This is a genomic window from Tateyamaria sp., assembly GCF_039945315.1.
Classification (GTDB): Bacteria; Pseudomonadota; Alphaproteobacteria; order Rhodobacterales; family Rhodobacteraceae; genus Tateyamaria.
The window spans coordinates 23,383-41,947 of record NZ_JBDUXB010000059.1 but is presented as its reverse complement, the minus strand read 5'-3'; the positions used below and the strand labels follow the sequence as shown (position 1 = coordinate 41,947).

General features: G+C 57.6%; 13 protein-coding genes. 11 read left to right on the top strand and 2 right to left on the bottom strand.

Annotation, left to right across the window (positions count from 1 at the left end; all coding sequences use genetic code 11):
- The first annotated feature begins 106 nt into the window (after nucleotides 1-106).
- Together ABJD00_RS19455 and ABJD00_RS19450 are read left to right on the top strand one after the other, a co-directional pair.
- Nucleotides 107-4,072 carry a beta strand repeat-containing protein gene (locus tag ABJD00_RS19455; protein ID WP_413832099.1) on the top strand — a complete coding sequence of 1,322 codons (3,966 nt, stop codon included), beginning with the start codon at nucleotides 107-109 and terminating at the stop codon, nucleotides 4,070-4,072.
- 225 nt (nucleotides 4,073-4,297) lie between these two features.
- The gene (locus tag ABJD00_RS19450) at nucleotides 4,298-5,143 is read left to right on the top strand and encodes an ABC transporter ATP-binding protein (protein ID WP_413848804.1); all 846 of its coding nucleotides are present in this window, start codon (nucleotides 4,298-4,300) and stop codon (nucleotides 5,141-5,143) included.
- An 83-nt stretch (nucleotides 5,144-5,226) separates the two neighbouring features.
- Here the strand turns inward: ABJD00_RS19450 and tagH are convergent, their stop codons facing one another.
- Together tagH and ABJD00_RS19440 are read right to left on the bottom strand one after the other, a co-directional pair.
- A complete protein-coding gene (tagH, locus tag ABJD00_RS19445) occupies nucleotides 5,227-6,879 on the bottom strand; it encodes a type VI secretion system-associated FHA domain protein TagH (protein ID WP_413832095.1) in 1,653 nt (550 codons plus the stop codon).
- 46 nt (nucleotides 6,880-6,925) lie between these two features.
- Nucleotides 6,926-7,519, bottom strand: a complete 594-nt coding sequence (locus ABJD00_RS19440; protein WP_413832093.1) for a DUF6931 family protein — start codon at nucleotides 7,517-7,519, stop codon at nucleotides 6,926-6,928.
- A 285-nt stretch (nucleotides 7,520-7,804) separates the two neighbouring features.
- On the opposite strand from ABJD00_RS19440, the gene tssA reads away from it, so the two are divergent.
- The 9 genes from tssA to tssH all read left to right on the top strand — a co-directional run bounded on the left by tssA (nucleotide 7,805) and on the right by tssH (nucleotide 18,556).
- Entirely contained in the window at nucleotides 7,805-8,833 is a 1,029-nt protein-coding gene (gene tssA, locus ABJD00_RS19435; RefSeq protein ID WP_413832091.1) for a type VI secretion system protein TssA, read from the top strand.
- 73 nt (nucleotides 8,834-8,906) lie between these two features.
- Nucleotides 8,907-9,419: a type VI secretion system contractile sheath small subunit gene (tssB, locus tag ABJD00_RS19430; RefSeq protein WP_413832089.1), complete on the top strand. Its 513-nt coding sequence runs from the start codon at nucleotides 8,907-8,909 to the stop codon at nucleotides 9,417-9,419.
- 3 nt (nucleotides 9,420-9,422) lie between these two features.
- Nucleotides 9,423-10,916, top strand: coding sequence for a type VI secretion system contractile sheath large subunit (gene tssC / locus ABJD00_RS19425; RefSeq protein WP_413832087.1), 1,494 nt, complete (start codon nucleotides 9,423-9,425; stop codon nucleotides 10,914-10,916).
- Between the two features lie 57 nt (nucleotides 10,917-10,973).
- Nucleotides 10,974-11,501 (top strand): Hcp family type VI secretion system effector, encoded by a 528-nt coding sequence (locus tag ABJD00_RS19420; protein WP_413832085.1) that lies wholly within the window; start codon nucleotides 10,974-10,976, stop codon nucleotides 11,499-11,501.
- A gap of 88 nt (nucleotides 11,502-11,589) precedes the next feature.
- A complete protein-coding gene (locus ABJD00_RS19415) occupies nucleotides 11,590-12,429 on the top strand; it encodes a type VI secretion system accessory protein TagJ (RefSeq protein ID WP_413832083.1) in 840 nt (279 codons plus the stop codon).
- A 3-nt stretch (nucleotides 12,430-12,432) separates the two neighbouring features.
- Nucleotides 12,433-12,930 carry a type VI secretion system baseplate subunit TssE gene (tssE, locus tag ABJD00_RS19410; RefSeq protein ID WP_413832081.1) on the top strand — a complete coding sequence of 166 codons (498 nt, stop codon included), beginning with the start codon at nucleotides 12,433-12,435 and terminating at the stop codon, nucleotides 12,928-12,930.
- Nucleotides 12,931-12,936: 6 nt separating this feature from the next.
- Nucleotides 12,937-14,814 carry a type VI secretion system baseplate subunit TssF gene (gene tssF, locus ABJD00_RS19405; protein ID WP_413832079.1) on the top strand — a complete coding sequence of 626 codons (1,878 nt, stop codon included), beginning with the start codon at nucleotides 12,937-12,939 and terminating at the stop codon, nucleotides 14,812-14,814.
- Nucleotides 14,778-15,824, top strand: a complete 1,047-nt coding sequence (tssG, locus tag ABJD00_RS19400) for a type VI secretion system baseplate subunit TssG (protein ID WP_413832077.1) — start codon at nucleotides 14,778-14,780, stop codon at nucleotides 15,822-15,824. The genes tssF and tssG overlap by 37 nt, the downstream gene beginning before the upstream one ends.
- Nucleotides 15,821-18,556 (top strand): type VI secretion system ATPase TssH, encoded by a 2,736-nt coding sequence (tssH, locus tag ABJD00_RS19395; RefSeq protein ID WP_413832075.1) that lies wholly within the window; start codon nucleotides 15,821-15,823, stop codon nucleotides 18,554-18,556. The genes tssG and tssH overlap by 4 nt, the downstream gene beginning before the upstream one ends.
- Nucleotides 18,557-18,565 lie beyond the last annotated feature (9 nt).

Below are 18,565 nucleotides of genomic sequence, written 5' to 3'. Positions count from 1 at the left end.
TTAACTCAATTCTAATCAAATGCACGTGGGTATTATAATGGCCATCTTTAGCTCCGATCTGATTCAAGCGGGTATTCGCCAACGCAGCCTGCGTAAACACTGTAGGGTGGGACGCGCGACCGAACTGGTTTTTGTGCTGGCGACCGGGGTGATGCTGACCATTGGCGGGACTGCGCAGGCGCAGGTCGTATGGGACGGGGATACCGACGACGATTGGGACGTACCCACCAACTGGGATAGCGATGTGGCGCCCATTGGGACAGACGACGTGGTGATCGACGATGGAACCGCGGGCTCATTAAGTGATAACCCACGCCTGACGTCGACGACAACGGTCGCCACGGTATCCGTCAGTGGGTCTGGCAATTTGGTTGTTTTCAACAGCGGAAATCTGACCGCGAGCACGGTAACTATTGGCGGTGGTGGTGGCACTGACGGCGAGGTCACTATCGGTGCTTCTGGTTCTGTCGGGTCCATAACGGCGGCCACGACGGTAGGGGACGGGGGCTTTCTGGACATTGCTCCCGACGGCACTCACACCGGCAATGTGATCGTCCAATCCGGCGGTGCGATGGTTAGCTCAGGCACTCTCAGCGGGACCTTGAACAACAGCGGCGACTCTCAAATCTCCGGCGGCACATCCGGCGCGGTGACTAACTCAGGCACTGGCACTCTTGGTTTGGATGGCGGCGTAACAGCGTCTGTGACGCAAAGCGCGGGATCCACCATAGTAACCGGCGACGCAACCGTCACCGGCCTGACCGCCATCAACGACGGTTCACTGACCGTAGATGCAACGCGAACGCTAACCGCAACCGGCGGGGTGGACATTGCAAGCGGCGCGACGGGTGCGATCAACGGCACTGTTACGGGTGACGTCACCTCGGCCGGCGACACGGATGTGGCGGGCACAGGCTCGGTCTCGGGCACGTTCACAAACTCCGGCACCGGGTCCAGCAATGCGGGTACCGTCAACGCACTGGACAATGACGGCGGCACCTTCACCAACGACAACTCGGGCACCGTGACCACAACCACAACGGTTGATGATGGCACGGTCACCAACACGGGCACTCTAACCGGAGCAACGACGGTCAGTGGCGGCACTCTGGACGTTGACGGTGGCACCGTGGCTGCCGTGATTGTGAATTCGGGAGCGATTGACGCCGACGGCGGAACCATTGCGACTTTGGATGTGAACGGGGGCACCGCCAGCTCGGTTGCCACTGGTACCACTGTGTCTGGCAGCACAACCGTTGATACGGGTACGCTGGCTCAGGAGGGCGCAACACTGGCCAACGTGACTGTTGGGAATGGAGGCATCTTCAACGCCTCATCAGGTACCGCGACAATTGTGCAAGGCACAGGAACCGCCGACATCAACCTGTCCGGAGATGCCTCCGTCGCCTCCCTTGATCTGGATGGCGGCACCGGACACTCCATCGCCGACACAGCTGAAGTCACAGGCGCGACCACAATCGACAACGCAACCCTTACACAGTCCGGCGGAGAGCTGAACACCGTGACAGTGGGCGCAGGCGGCGCATACACAGTGTCCGGCGACGCAACGGCCAATGGCCTGATTGACATCACAGCGGGCACGATGACCGTCAATGCTGGACAAACACTGACCGCAACAGGCGGCGTCGACATTGCAAACGGTTTGACGGCCACGATCAACGGCACGGTGGAGACGGCGGGTGCGTCGGACATCGCCGGTACGGTGGACGGCTCCGGTACGTTAAGCGTGACCGGAAATACAACAACAGTCGCTGCCACCGGTGACGTCAATACCGACATGAGTATTGCGAGCGGAGCGACCGGGGTGAACGACGGCAACGTCGAAGATGTGGCAAACGCCGGGACCTTCACGAACAATGGTGGTGCTGGCGCGATCACCAACACGGGCGCTCTCACACTCAACGCAAGTACGTCGACAAGTGTCACACAGGACACGGAAGCTGGCGCGACCACCACTGTTGATGGTGCCGCAACTGTGACTGGCTTGACGGACATCGATACTGGATCATTGACCATAAACGATACGCTCACGGCAGAGGGCAACATCGACATCGCCGCGGATGGTGTGCTGACAGTTGCCGGAGGCGGTGCTGTGGCCGCTGGCACTGGCACGGGTTCGATCAACAACGCGAGTACCGCACTGTCGTCGAATGCGGGCACCGTCCTCGACATCACCAACTCGGGCCTGTTCAGCAACAGTAATATTGCGGGTGCGGTTACCAACTCTGGCACCTTTACAAACACTGGCACCGTAGCATCCCTGATCAACTCGGGCGGCGAGTTCACAAATACGGGCGGCATCATTTCTGGCACAGCAAGTGTCACCGGTGGCACGCTGGACATGGACGGCGGCACGGCTGGTGATACGACCAACTCCGGCGGTATTATTGAACTGTCCGGTGGCGCAACCATAGCGAGCCTCACACAGTCTGGTAATTCGATCACCACGATTGATGGTCCAGCCACGGTGTCCGGCGTGACAGGCATCAACGCCGGCACTTTGATCGTTGAGAGTGGCCAGACCCTAACCGCGACGGGCGGGGTGAGTATGGCAGGCGGAACCGCCCTGAATTTGCCGGGGACCATCGCCGGCGATGTGACAAGCGCGGGGATAATCGCAGTCAGCAACGGGGCCGCTGCCACTACCGGGACCGTCACGGGCGATCTGACCAGCACTGGGTCGATTGACCTTTCAGGAAACGTCGGCAACCAGCTGTCCATCGGTGGCAACGGCACACTGTCCGGCCCGGTCACAGTTGATCTTGACGCAACCGGCCCGACGGCCGCGATTGGTAGCATAAGTGCAGGTGGCACGCTGGATGGCAGCGTGGTTCTGTCCTTGGGCAGCAGTGTTGGCACGACAACAAGCCTTGATGGCGTCGTCATTGCGTCAGCCGGTGGGGCCAACACCTTGAGCGGCAGCTTTAGCAATGCCTTCAGATCCTTCCTGAACCCCGGTTTGAACCTGAGTGTCACCAACGACGGTACAAATCTGGTCTTCACTGAAACGGTCAGTAACTCGGTGAACAGCGTCGCGGCGACCGTTGGCCTGACGCAAACGCTCGTCAACACGGTCGTGAACCGTCCCACCAGCCCGTTTGTGGCTGACCTCGCTGCCGGTGCCGAAGAGGATCCGTGCGGAACTGGTGTGTGGACACGGATCACCGGCGGTACCGCCGAAGCGGATGGGACGTTTATTGACGTTCAGGCAAACGAAACCGGGGAGTCTCCGGTTAACCTGAACTATTACGGTATGCAGTTCGGTGGTGACTTTGCCTGCTTTGGTGGTCACTACAATGGTTGGGACCTCGCCTTTGGCGGCATTGGCGGTTTCAACATCGGTGACAGCAAAAGCACCGCACTGGATCAAAACGGTGTTTTGGAAGGCACGCTGTCAAGCGACTTTACGCAACGCTATGCTGGCGTCTATATGACGGCAGCCCGTGGCCGTTTCTTTGCCGACCTCCAATATCGTTATGAGGACACTGAGTTTGAGAGCTCAAACGTTGCGCCACTCGGCAGCAGCCTCGACAGCTTTGAAACTGAGTACGACAACAAGGGCCAGACGCTGTCCGGTGCGGTTGGATATTCCTGGCAGGTTGCGGATAACCCAGGCCTGACATTTGTTTCCTCTGCAGGTTTCTCGTTGTCCCGAAACGAAACGGACGACGTTGTTTTGGGAAGTGGCGGTACGCTGACTTTTGAAGACGGCGACAGCAACGTCGGCTTCCTCAGCGCCTCGATCGCGAACACGGTGATCCGTCCCGACGAGATCAGCCTGCTCAGCTACTTCGGTACCGCGACGCTGTATAATGATTTTGCCAGCGACCGGACGGTAATCTTTGACTCTGGTTCCGGCCCACGCGAACTGGCCATCGAGAACCTGGGTGCGTATGGCGAAGTCAGCCTTGGCGTGAACTACCTCACATTGCTGAGCCCCGGTCAGGCAGGCAACGCGCGTCAGCTGAACGCATCGGTGCGTGTGGATGCGCGGTTCAGCAGCGACATCGAAAGCTATGGCATCACGGGTCAGCTGCGCCTGCAGTGGTGATCAAACAACCATTGAGACAGAATGCGGGGCGTCCGGACAGGGCGCCCCGTTTTTCCTTTGGCACGACATCGTCCAAACAGATGATGGCCAAATTCAGAAATGGATTGCGCTCCTGATTAGTGAAATAATTGCCGTAACCATAACTGAGGATTTCAAGTGATTCAGCTCTATGCTGCCATTTGGCGGGTCAGTGGACCGCGCCAAATAGTTCTTATCCTTCTTTCAGTGGCCATTGCAGCACTTGCGGCTGCGCCATTGAAGTTCCAGCAGGATATCGTGAATCTTCTGACATACGGACCGTTTGAGACATCGAAGCTGTTTCTTCTTGGTGGCGGTATGATGGCCGTGATTTTGGTGAGTTTGGGTCTGAAGTGGGTCATGGGATATCGGTCTCAATTGCTTGGTGAGGATGTTATTCGTCTCATTCGGAGCAGGCTTCTTATCGGCGCCGCCAATGAAGAAAAATCGAGCGGCCGAATTCGTACCGGTACTTTGTCCACAGCAATATCGGCAGAGGCTGAAGAACTCGGGAAATTCACGGGCGGAGCCTTTTCCGAACCTGTGATGCAAGTTGGCACTTTGATCAGTGTTATTGGGTTTGTTGCCTCCACCCAGCCAGGCCTTGGCATTGTAGCACTGTCGATGATCGCGCCTCAGGTCGTCATCGTGCTTTTGACCCAGCGCAAGGTAAATACGTTGCTGGCCGAACGCGTTCGTATTCTGCGTAGTGCGACGGACCAGATCACGGCGACTGAACTAAAAGACGCCGTACAGACCGTTCTTGGGGAATTTGATCAAATCTACAATGTCCGAAGGACGATGTTCCGGTGGAAGGTATCGACCAAGTTTCTTCTCAGTTCCATCAACGGCGCTGGTACTGTTCTAGTCTTCATGCTGGGCGGCGCGTTGGTTATCGATGGGAAAACGGACGTCGGAACGGTGGTCGCTGCCACCTTGGGATTGTCCAGACTTCAGGGGCCGACCACATACCTCATTTCCTTTTATAGGGAAGTCAGTTCAAATAGGGTCAAATTTGAACTGCTGCGGGGATTGAACCTGCATCAAGAATGATCCTCCCGCTTCATTCTGTAAGGCGGGGCGTGTAACCGGACAGGTATAGAGCCATGACGGCGGCCGGTTGATCTGGCCTTGACTTACAGCGAGTCCAGCGCCTGTGCATAGCGCCGCGAGAAGGCGTCGATGAATGCATCCAGCATCCCATTTTCGCCTTGAGCGGCGCGGGCTGCCCAGCGTTTTTCATATTCTTCCCAGGACTTGCGCGCCCCGCTACCCAAACGGCCACCGCCTGCGTCTTTTTCGATTTCTTTTGGTGCCAGCCCTTCGAGCATGTCCGCTAGCGCGGGCTGGATCGCGGCCATCATCGCCTTTTGGTGTTGGCGGATGTCGGCGAGTGCGTTGTCGAACCCATCAGGCCCTGTTTGGTAGCCGTCGCGCGGTTGCACGAACAGCGCCAGAAATGCTTCATCCGGGTCAGCCATGAACTTCATCGGGTTGTTGCCGCTGGCAATCCGCATGGTCCGGTCATCGTTGGCCACAAAGAGTTTCACGGCCGAGCGGTCCTGCAGCATATGCATCATTTCCTGCGTGCCCATTCGCGCGCATTTGCCCAGCATCACGCCAAGGTCGTGCAGGTCAAATCCAAGCTGGTCGGCATCCGGGATCCCGGCGCCTTCCAAGAACCCTTCGAGCAGAGCATTGGTTGCAGGCTCTGGCGGGGGTACGGGGGCAGGGGAGGGTTCTGGTTTGGCTTCTACGGGCGCAGGAGCCGGGGGCTCGGCCGCCAGCGGGGCAGGGCGGGGCGCCGCGGTTTCCGCAAACCGTTCACCCAAACCGCGCGGCGTCAGGTCTGTGCGTTCGACCACGGGCTGGACTGGCGTCTCGATCGGATCCGGAAGGATCATTGGCGCGGCTGTGGGGTCGGTGGGCGCAAAAGGGCTGGTCCGCTCGGGCACCGGCGCTTCACCCATAGGAGTTGGCGCAGGGTCAGTTTGGGACACCGGAGTGACCTCGAATGCCGGGGTTTCGTTGACCTGTGCGGGGGTTGGTTGCACGCCGCCTGCACTAACCGAAGCAGCGGCGGATGGTGTGGGTTCGGGGATCTGAGCTGGCGCGGCAGGTTCTGGCTCTGCCGTTGTTTCCCCACCGGTCAGACCAAGTAAATCATCATCGAAATCGTCAGGGATCTGAGAGGTGGGCAGGGCCGGGTTTGCCATAGGTGGCACGGACATCCCGGGTCTCTGCACGCCAGCAGCGCCCGTGCTTCCGCCCTGAAACCGCGAGAAGTCCGGGGCCTGTGCCCCGCCGCGTCCCGGAGGTATGGAAGAGGCCGCAGGTACATTGCGTGGCGGCATAGACGTGGCGGTGGGCACATTGCGCGGACCCCCTGGCGGCAAACTCACGCCGGCGCCACCTGTGGGCGGGGCCTGCACGCCTTGGGCGCCAGTGATCTGGGGCATTGAGGTTTCTTCGAGCGCGATATCAACCGCCACGATGTAGCTGCCGATACGGATTGTGTCGCCGTTTTCCAGCTTGCGCTTGCCTTCAATCCTCGCCGTGGTTCCGTTGACGAAGGTGCCGTTCGTCGACACGTCCTCGATCATATAGTCGTCACCTTCATAAGTGACCCTGACATGGTAGCCCGAAATAAAACGGGTGTTGTCGGGCAACGACCAGTCGTTTTCCTTTTTGCGCCCGATGCTGACGCCTTTTCCGAGGACAGAAATGTCTTCGGGCAAGTCTCCTGCCACATCCGACCGGTTTTCGATTCGCAATGTCAGCCTGTCCATCGGGTGGTCGTATCCTTTGTTCAGGGTGCGCGGGCCGTGACCTGCGTTAGTTGAGGCGGAACAGCCCTGCGGCCCGATCCAGCACGAAATCAAGGCTTTCGGCCCGGTGTTCGGTGCGCATCTGCCCAACCGCACGCATAACGGCGGAGCTGATTGCGCGAGGCGCGCGCCAAGCTGGCACTGTGACCAGGTCGTTTGGCGCAAGCGGCCCACCAGACCAGCCTACACCAAGACCCAGATACACAACCGGGGACCGGCGCGGCGCGAACATGGCCATTTGTAGAGCATTCCAGCGGTTTTCAGAACTACCGTCATCAACCCAGTCTGAAACGAAGTTCATCAGCTTTGTATCTTCAGGCGCCATGTCGGGGATCAGAGAACTCACACATTCCAACCCCCACTTGATCCCGGCTTTGGCGTCCAGAGCAAAGGCGGTAAACGTCACGGCTTCTTCAGGAGTATTTGAGGCGCGCAGACGTTCAAGAAACCCCCGATAGCCTTCGTCCGCTTCGGGTGCGGTTTCGATAAACTTAGAGATCTCCGGCATTTCTGCAAAGAGATCTCCCACCCTATCAAAGCGAATGGCCCGTGCCGGAGGCAAGGTTTGTTCAGAATTCAGATCGTCCATCGCGGCCGTCATATGAAATATTGCTTAATCACGGAAACAACTGTGCGACGGGCGCGGGCGCAGGTCAATGTTTTGAACACCGATTTGCCGATCAAAAGACAAGGAATGTGATCAATCTGGCGGTTCACGCAGCATTGTTACATAGACAGGCGACAAACGCATTAAAAGGTATGAAATTCCCCCATAAGAATACATGTCCTTTCGCTAGCCATATATATTTTCTGTGATAAGCTGTTTCTTGCTCAAACACTTATGAGCACAGATATTCACAACGGCGCGAGTGACGCTGGGGGAACTATGGACTTAGACGCGCTTCTTCAAAGTCATGGAGACGACGCACCGAGCGGCGAAGATCTGGAGTATGATCCGGTCTTTACCGAGTTAGAGATCGCGGCCACCCACGGCGAAGAACGTCAAATGGGCGACGAGATTCTTCCGCCCGAAGACCCTGACTATAAAGAGGTCGCCGCCAAGGCGCTTGAGATCATGGAACGCAGTCATGATCTGCGCGCTGGCATTTTTCTGGCCGAGGCGCAATTGCGTCTTAAAGGCTTTCCCGGCTTTGCTGATGCGACATCTTATGTTGCGCGCTGTCTGGATGAATACTGGTCGTCCTGCCATCCACAACTGGACCCTGATGACGATGACGATCCAACTATGCGGATCAATGCCATCCTGACCCTGGTTGACGACGCCCGCATCCTGCGTGGTGTGCGCCGGGCGCCTCTAACCCAGAGTCGCACCTTTGGCAGCATCAGTTTGCGCGAGATTGCGGTCGCCGATGGCGAGTCTACTCCGACCTCGGACATGGAGAATGTTGTCGACGCAGGACAGGTCTCTGCCGCGTTTCAGGACACCGACGAAGAGGTGCTGCGGGGGATATCCGAAGCACTCGGCCGAGCGTTGTCGGACGTTACGGCCATCAGCGCCAAATTTGATGAAATGACACCAGGGCAGGGCCCGGATATTGATCCTCTCATAAAGCTGCTCAAGAAAGCCAACGGCAAGATTGCAAGTGCTTTGGGTGAACCCGCTGGCGATGTCGGCGGCGAAGAGGAAGGCGACACGGAAGCCGGCGGCGGCGCTCCCGCGCAGCCCGTAGGTGGCGGCGGAACAGGTGCCATTAACACTCCTACAGATGTTCAGAATGCACTTGACCGCATAATCAGTTACTATGAGCGCGCAGAACCATCGAGTCCTGTCCCGCTTTTGCTGGAACGTGCGAAAAAGCTTGTGGGCGCGGATTTTATGACCATCGTGCGCGACATGGCGTATGACAGCGTAGATCGCGTCAACATGATCGGTGGGATCAGCGACGACGAATAGAACTGAATAAATCTTTGAATCCCAGTGTTAAGGGTTCAAGCAAAGCAAGAAGTTTGCGAAGGAGAAACGGGACATGGCGAGTTCACAGAAATTCATAGCGCGCAACCGCGCACCCAGGGTTCAGATCGAATATGATGTGGAACTGTATGGTGCAGAGAAAAAGGTGCAACTGCCTTTCGTAATGGGCGTCATGTCCGACCTTGCGGGCAAATCCGAAGTGCCACAGCCCGCGATTGCGGACCGCAAGTTCCTTGAAATTGACGTGGACAATTTTGACGAGCGGATGAAGTCGATGGCGCCGCGCGCGGCATTCACCGTTCCCAACACACTCAGCGGCGAAGGCAATATGGCCGTCGACATGACCTTTGAGTCCATGGACGATTTCAGCCCGGCCGCCATCGCGGCCAAGGTGGAGCCGCTGGCCGAACTGCTGGATGCCCGCACACAGCTTAGTAACCTTATGACATATATGGATGGCAAATCCGGAGCCGAAGACTTGATCGCCAAGATCACGCAGGACCCTGCACTGCTCAAAACCCTTGCCGCCCAACCCGCCCCGAAGGCGGACAGTGAAGATCAGGAGTAAACGATGGCCGAACTTGAAACAGAAGCAGCCGGTGGTGAAGAGGCAACAGCCTTTGGCTCCTCCGACTTTGAGAACCTGCTGAAGAAAGAATTCCGTCCCAAATCCGATCAAGCCAAAACGGCTGTGGAACAAGCAGTCAAAACTCTGGCGGAACAGGCGCTGGCCAATACGGCACTGGTGTCGGACGATGCCTTGCGCACAATCGAAAGCATCGTCGCCCAGATCGACCAGAAGCTGACCGAACAGGTCAACGAAATCCTGCACCACCCTGATTTCCAGCAAATGGAAAGCGCGTGGCGCGGTCTGCATTACCTCGTCAACAACACCGAGACTGACGAGATGCTGAAAATCCGGGTCATGAACATCTCCAAAAAGGACATGCACAAGACCCTGCGCAAATACAAAGGCACCGCCTGGGACCAGTCCCCGATCTTCAAGAAGATCTACGAAGAGGAATTTGGCCAGTTCGGTGGTGAGCCTTATGGATCACTTGTCGCTGACTACCACTTTGACCACTCTCCACCGGATGTGGAACTGCTGGGCGAGATGTCCAAGATCGCCGCTGCGGCTCACGCGCCTCTGATCACTGGCGCCAACCCGACCCTGTTCCAGATGGACAGCTGGTCGGAACTGGCCAACCCGCGCGATCTGACCAAGATTTTCCAGACGCCCGAATATGCCTCCTGGCGCTCGCTTCGCGAAAGCGAAGATGCCAAATATGTCGGTCTGGCAATGCCCCGTTTCCTTGGCCGCCTGCCTTATGGATCCAAGACCGACCCGGTGGAGGATTTCGCGTTCGAAGAAGACACGGACGGGTCTGATCACAGCAAGTATGGCTGGGTCAACGCAGCGTACGGTATGGCCGTCAACATCAACCGCTCCTTCAAGGAGTATGGATGGTGTTCGCGGATCCGCGGGATTGAATCCGGCGGTGCTGTCGAAGGTCTTCCAAGCCACACTTTCCCAACAGATGACGGTGGTATCGACCAGAAGTGCCCCACCGAAATCGCGATTTCGGATCGCCGCGAGGCCGAGCTTGCCAACAATGGCATGATGCCTCTGATCCACCGCAAGAATTCGGACCTTGCCGCCTTCATCGGGGCGCAGTCACTGCACAAACCCGCTGAATACGACGATCCGGATGCCACGGCCAACGCAAACCTTGCTGCGCGTTTGCCGTACCTGTTCGCCACCTGCCGGTTCGCCCATTACCTTAAGTGTATGGTGCGGGACAAAGTCGGCTCCTTCAAATCGCGCGGTGCGATGGAGGTCTGGCTGCAGGAATGGATCAACCAATATGTTGATTTCAATTCCGAGTCGTCACCGGAAGAGGTTAAGGCCCGGCAGCCTTTGGCCGCTGCCGAAGTCGTCGTCGAGGATGTCGAAGGAAACCCAGGATATTATACGTCGAAGTTTTTCCTACGGCCCCATTACCAATTGGAAGGTCTCAGCGTCTCGTTGCGCCTGACCTCCAAACTCCCCAGTGAGAAGGGATAATCCTGCTCACTTTTTTCTTAACGACCCGACCCTTAACTCTACGAAAGGTACACTATCATGTTTGACTCATTCTGCTATTTTCTCGCCCCCCCCACTGAATGCAAGGGTGAGACCCAAGATGTGGACATGAAAGCCAAGGGCGCTTTCGAAATTCTGAGCTTTGAAATCGGCGCCGAAAACAACATCAATATCGGTTCTGTGACCGGTGGTGGTGGCGCCGGCAAGGCGACTTTCAAGGAATTGACCATCACTAAAAAGACCGACACTGCCTCTGCCGCAATGTTCAGCTCCCTGTGTAAAGGTGACCACTTTGATGACATGATCATTGAACTGCGCCGCTCGGGTGGTGTGTCCGACACGGGCAAGTCCGGTAAAACATTCCTCAAGTGGGAATTCAAACTGGTCATGATACAGGACATCAGCTGGTCTGGTTCGGATGGTGACGACATCTGCGAAGAGACTGTTGTGCTGCAGTATGGCGCGATGAAAGTGACCTACACAGCGCAGGACAAGCAAGGCAAGGACGGCGGTGTCAAGACGGCCGAATGGAGCCGCGTCAAGAACCAGGCAAACCTCGCCGTCTAAGGTTCGCGCTTTTTGCGACCTCACAAGACATTGGCAGGCCCCGCTGTGGGCCTGCCTTTTCAGGAAAGACCATTGAAGGAGAGCCAGTGTGAGTGCCGAAGATCTATTAAAATCTGGTGATCTGGACGGCGCATTGGCCGCATTGCAGGACAGCATCCGCGCCGATGCCGCAAACCCCGCCCTGCGTATCTTCCTGTTCCAGTTGCTCAGCGTACGTGGCGAATGGAAACGTGCTATAGCACAGTTGAAACTGTCCGCTGAGATGGACGATATCGCCACCCAGATGGCCCAGACCTATCGCGAAGGTATCATTTGCGAGGTCTACCGCGAGAAGGTCTTTTCTGGCGAGAAAGACCCCCTGATTTTTGGCGAACCCGAAGAGTGGATCGCTCTGATGGTTGAGGCGATGAAGGCCAATGTCGCAGGCAACGCAGACCAAGCCGCCACAACCCGCGCCCGCGCGTTCGACGCTGCTCCCTCTGTATCTGGCCGTCTGAACGGCGAGCCGTTCGAGTGGATTGCTGATGCCGATATGCGTCTTGGCCCGCTTCTCGAAATTGTCGTCAACGGCCGGTATTTCTGGATGCCCTTTACATCCATCGCCAAGGCGAAGTTCGAAGATCCGATTGATCTGCGCGATGCCGTTTGGACCCCTGCCGAGATCAAGCTGGCCAATGGCGGCGATATCGTCGCCCTGATCCCGACGCGATATGCGGGCACCGTTGAGGAAGGGAACGACGCCGAAAAACTGGCCCGCGCCACCCGGTGGAAAGACGTTGGCGCTGATACCTATGTCGGTTTGGGCCAGCGTCTGTTGACCACCGATCTGGGGGATACGGCCCTGATGGATGTCCGCTTGCTGGAAATGGATGTCGAGATCCCCGAAGAGGCACAAGCGCCCGAGGCGACCCAAGAGGACGAGGGCTGATCCATGTCTGACCGCATGATCGCCGAACGTCTGCAGCCCTCCTTGTTGGATCGGTTAACGGATGATGACCCGTTTGAGGTCAAGGAAACCCGCGACAGCCGCGTGATCGATCTGCGCCAGTTGCGCGACATCCTGCAGCGTGACCTGAGCTGGCTTCTTAACACCTCAAACAATTCGAACATAATCGACGAGGAAACCCACCCAAACGTCGCCAAGTCGGTGCTGAACTACGGAATCACAGATGTGGCCGGGGACTATTCGACCATCGAACGCGCACAATTGATGCGAAAGTCTATCGTCGCCGCAGTGCAAGCATACGAACCGCGTATCCACCCCGGATCGCTGACCGTCAAACTGCGCGCCGATGAAGTAAACCGCCAGTCTGTTGTGTCCTTTGACATCCGCGCTGACATGTGGGCCCAGCCCCTGCCCATCGAGTTGTATCTGCGCAGTCAGGTCGATGTGACCACAGGAGAGCTTGAGCTGGAAAGGATCGGCTGACCGTTCATGGATACCAGACTGCTGAAACACTACGAAGGCGAACTGGCCTATATGCGCGACATGGGCGCAGAGTTCGCGCAAGCCTTTCCCAAGATCGCATCCCGTCTGGGCATGGACGGCGTCGAAGTGGTCGACCCTTATGTTGAGCGCCTTCTGGAAGGTGTCGCATTTCTGTCCGCCCGTGTGCAGCTTGAGCTGGAGTTGCAATATCCGTCACTGACGTCGCATCTGCTGGAAATCGTCTATCCGCATTACCTGTGCCCGCAGCCGTCCATGATGGTCACGGCGTTTGAGCCGGATATGCAGAACGCGTCCCTTGAAGATGGCTACACGATCGAACGTGGGTCTGAATTGCGCTCTGTTTTGGGCGAGGATGACACCACGCCCTGTGTGTTCCGCACAGCGTCCGACGTCACGATGTGGCCCATCAAGATCACCGAGGCCGAATACATCGATGGCCGCGGCGAACTGGTTGCCGCTGGCGTCGCTCGCGAGACCGAAGCCCGCGCTGGCATTCGCCTGCGTCTGGCCCGTCATGCAGATCAGCCGATTTCCGAACTGTCACTGGACAACCTCGTGCTGTTTCTAAATGGCTCGGAAGGCAAGAACTGGGAATTGCACGAATTGCTGAGTACGCAGGTGACCGGCATCCTTGGTCGGTCAACCGACAGGCGTGCGGACTGGGTCGCTGATCTGCCAAATGGTGCGGTGATCCCGCGCGGCTATGAGCAGGACGAGGCCTTGTTGCCCACGCCTCAACGCAGCTTTGACGGTTACCGATTGTTGCAGGAATATTTCGCAATGCCGGAACGCTATCATTTTGTCGAACTGACGGGCCTGGGCATGGCGATCGACAAGGCAAAAGGCGCGGATGTCGACATCTACATCCTGCTGCGCAATGGCGATCCCGAAATCGCATCGGGCGTGACCCCAGAAGCGTTCACCCTGAATGCGACGCCCGCCATCAACCTGTTTCACAAACGGTGTGACCGCGTTCACATCTCCCCGGCCGTGACCGAACATCACGTTGTCGCGGACCGCACGGCCCCGCTGGATTATGAGATCTTTGCGCTTGAGGGTGTTGTCGGTGTTTCCGGGGAAGGCAAGGACGATGTGCCGTTCCGCCCATTCTATTCCGCCGATGATCTGACGGCCGCCGGAGAAACCCACGCCGCCTATTTCACCCAAACCCGCAAGATGCGTCAGCGCGCCGAAAAAGAGCGTTTGAAGGGTGTGCGTACTTCGTACCTTGGGTCAGAAACCTATGTCACACTAGTGGACGATCAGCAGGCCCCGTTTGATGCGCAACTGGATCAGTTGGCAGTGCAGGCGATGGTAACCAACCGCGATCTTCCATTGTTGTTGCCGACAGGTGCCAAGGATGTGTTTCACTTGCCCGGCGGTGGCCCCGTGTCCCATATCACCACGCCCGTCAGCCCGACGCGGCCACGCCCGTCATTGGGGCAGGGGGATACCGCTTGGCGTCTGATTTCGCATCTTTCGCTCAACTATCTTTCCATTGCAGACAATGATGCCAATAACAGTGGCGCTGCACTGCGCGAGATGATCGGGACCTATGTGCCCGCAGGTGACAAGGTGCTGGAAAAGCAGCTTGAAGGTCTGAGTTCTGTGTCGACCCGCCCGATCGTACGCCGCATGGCCGATGAGGTGTTGTCCACGGCTGTGCGCGGTCTGGAAGTATCGATTACTTTCGACGAAAGCTTTTTCGAGGGCACCAGCGCCTATGCCATGGGCGCCGTGCTTGAACGTTTTTTCCATAAGTATGTCTCGTTGAACAGTTTTACCGAAACGGTGCTTGTCACCCAACAGCGCGGGGAGATTACCCGATGGCGACCGGAAACCGGTCTGGGAAGGATTCTCTGACGCATCTTGAGCGGCTGACAGAGGCTCCTGAAAAGTTTCACTTCTTTCACGCCTTCCGGGTGCTGGAAGCGGCGTATCCAGACTCGGCCCGTATCGGCGAGGCCCGTCGTCCGCGTGAAGAACAGATACGCTTTGGGCAGGACGCTGACCTGCGCTTTGCGCCTTCGGCTATCTCAACCTTCGAACCCCCTAAGGGCAAAAAGCCCGGGCGCATGATCAACCGTTTCTTTGGGCTGTTTGGTCCGAATGGTCCGCTGCCTCTGCACCTGACTGAATTTGCGTCACAGCGCATTCGCCATCACCGCGACCCGACGCTCGTCTCTTTCGCAGACATGCTCACGCACCGCATAACTACGCTGTTTTATCGTGCGTGGCGGTCGGGCCAACCAGCGGCCAGTTTTGATCGTAGCGAACGCGATGATTTTGAGTCCAAGGTTGCCGCTGTCGCAGGCTATCATGCCGAGCAGATGCGGGCCCAGGACGCGATGCCTGATCTGGCCAAGCGCTATTTTGCGGGCCTGTTGTCTCAAGGCGCAAAGAATGCAGAAGGTTTGCAATCCATTCTTCAGGCTTTCTTTGGCGCACGTGTCGAGGTGATCCAATTCGTGGGTTGTTGGCTGGATCTTGAACCGGACGATCGCTGGCAAATGGGCGCCCCTGCACAACTTGGTCGCACTGCCTCGATCGGAGAACGGGTCTGGACCCGTTCAGCTAAGTTCCGCCTGCGCATCGGCCCCCTCAGCTATGATGAATATCAGCGCCTGTTGCCCGGCACCGGGTCACTGGAGCGCTTACGGTCCATCGTGCGCAACTATGTGGGCGACGCGCTGGACTGGGATGTGAACCTTGTGCTGCGCGCCGAAGACGTGCCCGAGCCCAAGCTGGGCGAAACAGTACGGCTTGGTCAGACCAGCTGGGTTGGAAATACAAAAAGAAAAAAGGACGCGGATGAATTGTATCTGGAGCCAAACGCCCAGACCGCGCCGATGATGGAAGGGACAACACCATGACAGAAATCAGCCGCGTTGCACTATTCGGCAAGCTGAACACGCTTGGATACAAGGCCATCGAGGGCGCCACTGTGTTCTGCAAGATGCGGGGCAACCCGTATGTCGAGGTTGTTCACTGGATCCACCAAATTCTGAACAATCAGAACAGCGATGTTCATATGATCATCAGCCATTTCAAGCTGGACCCGGCCAAGATCGCCGAAGAGATCACTGCCGCTTTGGACGCGCTACCCCGTGGCGCAAGTTCGGTCAGCGATCTGTCATCCCATCTGGAAGACGCGATGGAGCGCGCATGGGTCTGGGGTTCCTTGCTTTACTCCTCGAACCAGGTGCGTACGGGTCACATCATTCTGGGCATGTTGGAAACCCCGAGCCTCAAGAACATCCTGACTTCGATTTCTCCGACCCTTGCCAGCATCAAGCCTGACGATCTGGCGGATGACTTCCACAAGATCACCGATGGCTCGCCCGAGGACGCGATGCGCCCGCAGGATGGGTCGGTCACGGGTGGCGGGGCAGAACCCGGCGAAGCCTCGGGCGCTTTGAAGCCCGGCCAGGACGGCGGCGAGGCGCTCGATCAGTTCTGCACGGATCTTACCGAACAGGCCCGTAACGGAGAGATTGACCCTATCGTCGGTCGCGACGAGGAAATCCGCCAGATCGTCGACGTCCTGATGCGCCGCCGTCAGAACAACCCGATACTGACGGGTGAAGCTGGCGTCGGTAAGACGGCTGTCGTCGAAGGTTTTGCTTTGCGCATTGCACGCGGAGATGTTCCACCCGCCTTGCAGGACGTGCGCCTTCTGGTGCTGGATGTAGGACTATTGCAGGCCGGTGCCTCGATGAAGGGCGAGTTTGAGAACCGCCTACGTTCGGTCATTGATGAGGTCCAGGCCTCCACCACGCCCATCGTCATGTTTGTCGATGAAACCCACACATTGGTTGGGGCAGGGGGTGCTGCCGGTACGGGCGATGCCGCCAACTTGCTGAAACCTGCGCTGGCACGTGGTACATTGCGCACCATTGGGGCCACCACATGGGCTGAGTACAAGAAACACATCGAAAAAGACCCTGCCCTGACTCGCCGCTTCCAAGTGGTGCATGTAGAAGAACCCGATATTCCAAAGGCCATCCTGATGATGCGTGGCATCGCGGCTATGTTGGAGAAACACCACAAGGTCCAAGTGCTGGACGAAGGCATCGAGGCTGCCGTTACTCTGTCCGCGCGATATATCCCCGCGCGCCAGTTGCCAGACAAATCCGTCAGCCTGATTGACACGGCCTGCGCCCGTGTGGCCGTCAGCCAGCATGCCGTTCCGGCCCAGGTTGATGACAGCCAACGCCGGATCGAGTCTCTGACCACAGAGCTGGATATAATTGGTCGCGATGAGACCGCCGGTTACGACGTTGGTGAACGCCGTGCTGCTGTTGAAGCGGCCAAGGTCGAGGAAGAAGAGCGTCTTGTTGGTCTCAAGGCCAATTGGGAGGCTGAAAAGACGCTGGTGTCCGAGATCATCGAATTGCGCGCCAAACTGCGTGCCGCGGGTCAGCCCGTAGAGGATACGCACACGCCCGAAGGCATTGCCGCTGATGAGGCCGCTGAAACCGAAGTGCCCGCAGAGGCGGCCATGTCGGATGAGGATCGCGCCGCCATCATGGAAGAGCTGAAAGCGAAGAACGCGGCCCTGATCGAACAACAAGGCGACAATCCTCTAATCCTGCCCATCGTGGATCATCAGGCCGTTGCTTCAGTTGTTGGCGACTGGACAGGTATCCCCGTGGGCCGCATGGTTAAGGACGAGATCGAGGTGGTTTTGAACCTCGAAGAACATCTGGCCAAGCGCGTCATCGGTCAGGACCACGCAATGAAGATGATCGCCAAGCGCATCCAGACATCGCGTGCAGGCCTTGATAACCCCTCCAAACCGATTGGTGTCTTTATGCTCGCAGGGACCTCCGGTGTGGGTAAGACCGAAACAGCACTTGCGCTGGCCGAGGTCCTTTATGGTGGCGAGCAGAACGTCATCACTATCAACATGTCCGAGTATCAAGAGGCGCACACTGTGTCCTCGCTGAAAGGCGCACCTCCGGGGTATGTCGGTTATGGCGAGGGTGGCGTGCTGACCGAAGCGGTCCGCCGCAAACCCTATTCTGTCGTTCTGCTGGATGAGGTTGAAAAGGCCCACCCGGACGTACACGAAATCTTTTTCCAAGTGTTCGACAAGGGTGTGATGGAAGACGGCGAAGGTCGCGTGATCGACTTCAAGAACACGCTGATCCTGCTGACGTCGAATGCGGGGACGGATCTGATCATGGATATGTGTGCTGATCCCGAATTGATGCCTGACCCAGAGTCGATGGCCAAGGCGCTGCGCGAACCGCTACTGAAAGTGTTCCCGCCTGCGCTGCTGGGCCGCTTGGTCGCCATTCCTTACTATCCGCTGTCCCCAGACATGATCGGCAAGATTACCGTGCTCCAACTCAACCGCATCAAAAAGCGGGTCGAGGCCGCACATGGGGTACCGTTCGAGTATTCTCAGGCCGTCGTCGACGAGATCGTGGACCGCTGTCAGGAGCTGGAAAGCGGGGGCCGCATGATTGATGCCATTGTAACAAACACGATGCTGCCTGACATCTCGGCCGAGTTTCTGCGCCGAATGATGGAAGGAGGCACCATCGATAAGGTCGCCATCGATGTGAAGGACAATGTGTTTACCTATGGGTTTGAGTGACGCCCGGGT